The organism is Succinimonas sp., assembly GCF_045225735.1.
Taxonomy (GTDB): domain Bacteria; phylum Pseudomonadota; class Gammaproteobacteria; order Enterobacterales; family Succinivibrionaceae; genus Succinimonas.
The window spans coordinates 1-3,157 of record NZ_JBGVBR010000328.1 but is presented as its reverse complement, the minus strand read 5'-3'; the positions used below and the strand labels follow the sequence as shown (position 1 = coordinate 3,157).

3 protein-coding genes are annotated in these 3,157 nt (G+C 56.4%); all 3 read left to right on the top strand.

Annotated features, from left to right (window positions below):
- Positions 1–733: 733 nt before the first annotated feature.
- Entirely contained in the window at positions 734–1,528 is a 795-nt protein-coding gene (locus tag ACJROR_RS11795) for a hypothetical protein (protein WP_406547197.1), read from the top strand.
- Entirely contained in the window at positions 1,525–2,217 is a 693-nt protein-coding gene (gene lepB, locus ACJROR_RS11790; RefSeq protein ID WP_406547196.1) for a signal peptidase I, read from the top strand. Before ACJROR_RS11795 ends, lepB begins: the two co-directional genes overlap by 4 nt.
- Positions 2,123–3,157, top strand: a 1,035-nt coding sequence (locus tag ACJROR_RS11785) for a TrbC family F-type conjugative pilus assembly protein (protein ID WP_406547195.1), incomplete at its 3' end; no start/stop codon positions are given. The genes lepB and ACJROR_RS11785, both read left to right, overlap by 95 nt.

Below are 3,157 nucleotides of genomic sequence, written 5' to 3'. Positions count from 1 at the left end.
TGCCGAGCAGTAAGGGGTTGCTAGTCCCAGCACTAGCCTAGAACTTGAGGTGCCTACCTCAGTTCTCGATCAAGGGCCGGCGTACGCAGAGAAAAACCGCCGGCATAGCTTCAACAGCTGCAAAGACACGAATGTGTTCCGAGCAGCTGTCTCCCCGGGGCCCTTTCTTTTTAGAAGGGCTCTATTTTATTAATCAGTCCAGAAGAAGCGCATACGAAAACTCGCTTGCGAGCCGGTTTTCGTATCACTCCTTCGGGAGATAATGAGTCGGTTATATCCGACGGGTTCCTGTCCGCAGCGCGGCCAGGGTGTGTTTGACTTACAAAGAGGGGAAACGATCGCAGGCAAGCCCCCTGCTCCATGCAGTATTTCTGGCTCGGCAGAAAACTGATTAGGAGTTTTGGCCACCCCTGCGGCGCTGACAACAGAGCGTGGTCTGTTGATTTAAGCTGGTCTGGCGAACCAGCGAATCTGCGGCATAACAGCACGAGCAGAACCGGATATTGCTATTAAGTCTCTCACCGAGTTATAGAGACTTTTTTCAGAAACGCCGCTTTACGCGGCAGCTTAATTTACCTTTTCCCTTTCTCAGCATCTCCCTTAACGTGTCCCGCAAAAACCTTAATACCATCAAAAACCCCTTTCTGCTGTCGTTTTGTGGACGGCATCAGCAAACACCCCCCGGAAAATCCGCCTATATTACCTCTGATTTCTTTTGACAGCGGCGATTGCAATGAACGAACAAAACTTTTCCGATAATCCCGACAGCGGGAAAACAGACCGGATCCCCCCGTTGTTTTCCGGCGGAGAAAACCCGGCATCCTCCGATCCCGAAAACATGGATCCGGAGCAGCTTCTTTTCACCATCCGGGAGCTCAGCAACCGGCTCAGACTCCTTTCGGCCCAGAGAGAGCTTCTGGAAAAGCAGGTGGAGAGCAACGCGGCATCCATCCGCTTTAACTTCCGCACCATAACTACCATGCTGGTGATCTTCATCATCGGCTCCTTCTGGCTCCAGCACGGCATCAACCGGCTTTCCGCGGCCCAGGAGGCCGAGCAGGGCGGCTCCCGCATTGCGGTTTACAACCCGGACATCATGGAGCTCAAGCTGCGGGAATCCGGCCTCTCCCTGGAAGAATGCGAACCCTTTATCCTGAAACGCATGGGGGACGAATACCAGACCCGGGGGATCACGCTTCTGTATTCCACCGCCGCGGTGTCCTACCCGGAGATCCTTTCGCCTGATTACCGCAAATACGCGGACAGCTGCCAGGCTTCCCTCTCCAACGCCCAGGCGGTGCAGGAAATAAACGAGGCCCGGGCCCTCCGGGAAAACCGGGGCCTTTCCCCCGTTCAGGAGGAGGAACCGGAAACGGACTACTGGGGGAACCCGATAAACGAGGAACCGGCCCCGGCTCCGGAGAAAAAGACCCCGGAAACTTCATCCTCCCATGAAGAGTGGAACGTTTCGGAAAAACCCGAAAGATTTGTCACCGAGGGCGTGGTTGTGGGAGTTGAAGAAAAGTGACCGAACAGGAAGAAAAGCCCGGTCTCTCCGCCAGGCTTAAAAACGCCGGCAGGGCGGCAAGGGAATCATTCTCCCGGGAAAACCTGAAAAAGAAGATCACCCCCCGGCGGGCGGGGTACGCCATAGCCAGCGTGTTTTTTCTGGGGTGGGCTTTCAGCTGGTTTGCCGGGCATTACCAGATCGCAGTATGGGGCCACCTGGGAGGAACCGGATCCCATTGTCTCTCAAAGCCCTATGCGGTTTATTTAGCAAAGAAGCTGAACGGGGATTATTCCTCCCTGGAACGGGGCGGGATCTACATGTTTGCCGTGAAGGGCATAAAGCTGTATCCGGACGGGAAGCTCTTCGTGAAGTTCCTGGCCGGGCTTCCCGGGGATCATGTGGAGATCACCCGGGACGAAAGAATACTCATTAACGGAAAGGAAGCCGCCCGGGGCCTCTCCTACCTCCATAAGATCGGAAAGCCGATTGACGATTTCGTGTTTTCCGGCGTGATACCGGAGAAGAAATACTTTGTCCTGGGAGATACGGAGTTTTCGTTTGATTCAAGATACTGGGGGCCTATTGATGAAGAGCAGATTGTCGGCCGCGCTTATGGCCTTGTGCCTTTCTTCTGGCATGGTTCAGGCGGAAAGCCCGCAGAGTCCGGAAGCGGAACCGGGGACGGCAGTTCCGGAAAGCAGGACTGAGAACCCGGCGGATGCCGCTCTCTCCCTTCCGCAGATCCCGCAGCTTCCGGACGTTTCCGAGGATTCCCGGAAGGTTATAAGGGACATGGGAGATGCCGCGGAGGACATTAAAAGCCGGAAGGAGGAAATACTGGGAGAGGATCTTGTCCGGGATCTGGACAAAACGCTCTCCGCCGCTGAAGCCGCCTCCCGGGGGGAGGAAACGGGAGACCGGAACATTGATCGGGCCGTGTCCTCCGCAAGAGAGCTGGACAGAAGCTACCGCTCCCTTGATACGTCATACCAGATCCGGAAGATGACCGATGTCATCCGGGATGCCGCCCCGGAGGATTACGAAAGGATCTCCCGGGATCTTCTCGCCCTGGAAAAGAATCTCCGGGAGAACGAAGAAGCCGCGGAACAGGAAAGAAAAGAGGGCCGGGTTTATGTGTTCGTCTCCTGGGCCATGGGGGAGGATCGCCTCCGGGAGGTCATAAGAACCGCCCGGGGAGAGAGCAATATTGTTCTGGCATTCCGGGGGTATCTCCCGGGAGAGACCATTTCGGAGGGAAACCGCAGGCTCCGGAGCCTGATAGAGCAGGATCAGGAGGAACTTCTGAAGGATCTGGACAAAATGGAAGCCCGGGAAAAGGATCGGAATTCCCCGGAGGCCGCAAGGTACCGGGATCTGAAGGAAAGGGCCCTCCAGGGACTTCTGCCGCCTCCCATGATCCAGATCGATCCCGCGGCGTTTTCAGATTTCGGGGTTACTCATGTGCCGGAGGTGATGTACTTCGTCCCGGGACATGAAAGCTCAACCTGCCAGACCGTCATGAGAATGGATGCGCCGGTGGGGGTGTGCTGGCTCTCCCGGGCTCACGGCCTTGCGAACCCGTTTTTTCTGCCGGAGAAGGCCAGAACGGGCTCCTTCGGGGATCTGGGAACCTTCGGAGAGACCGTC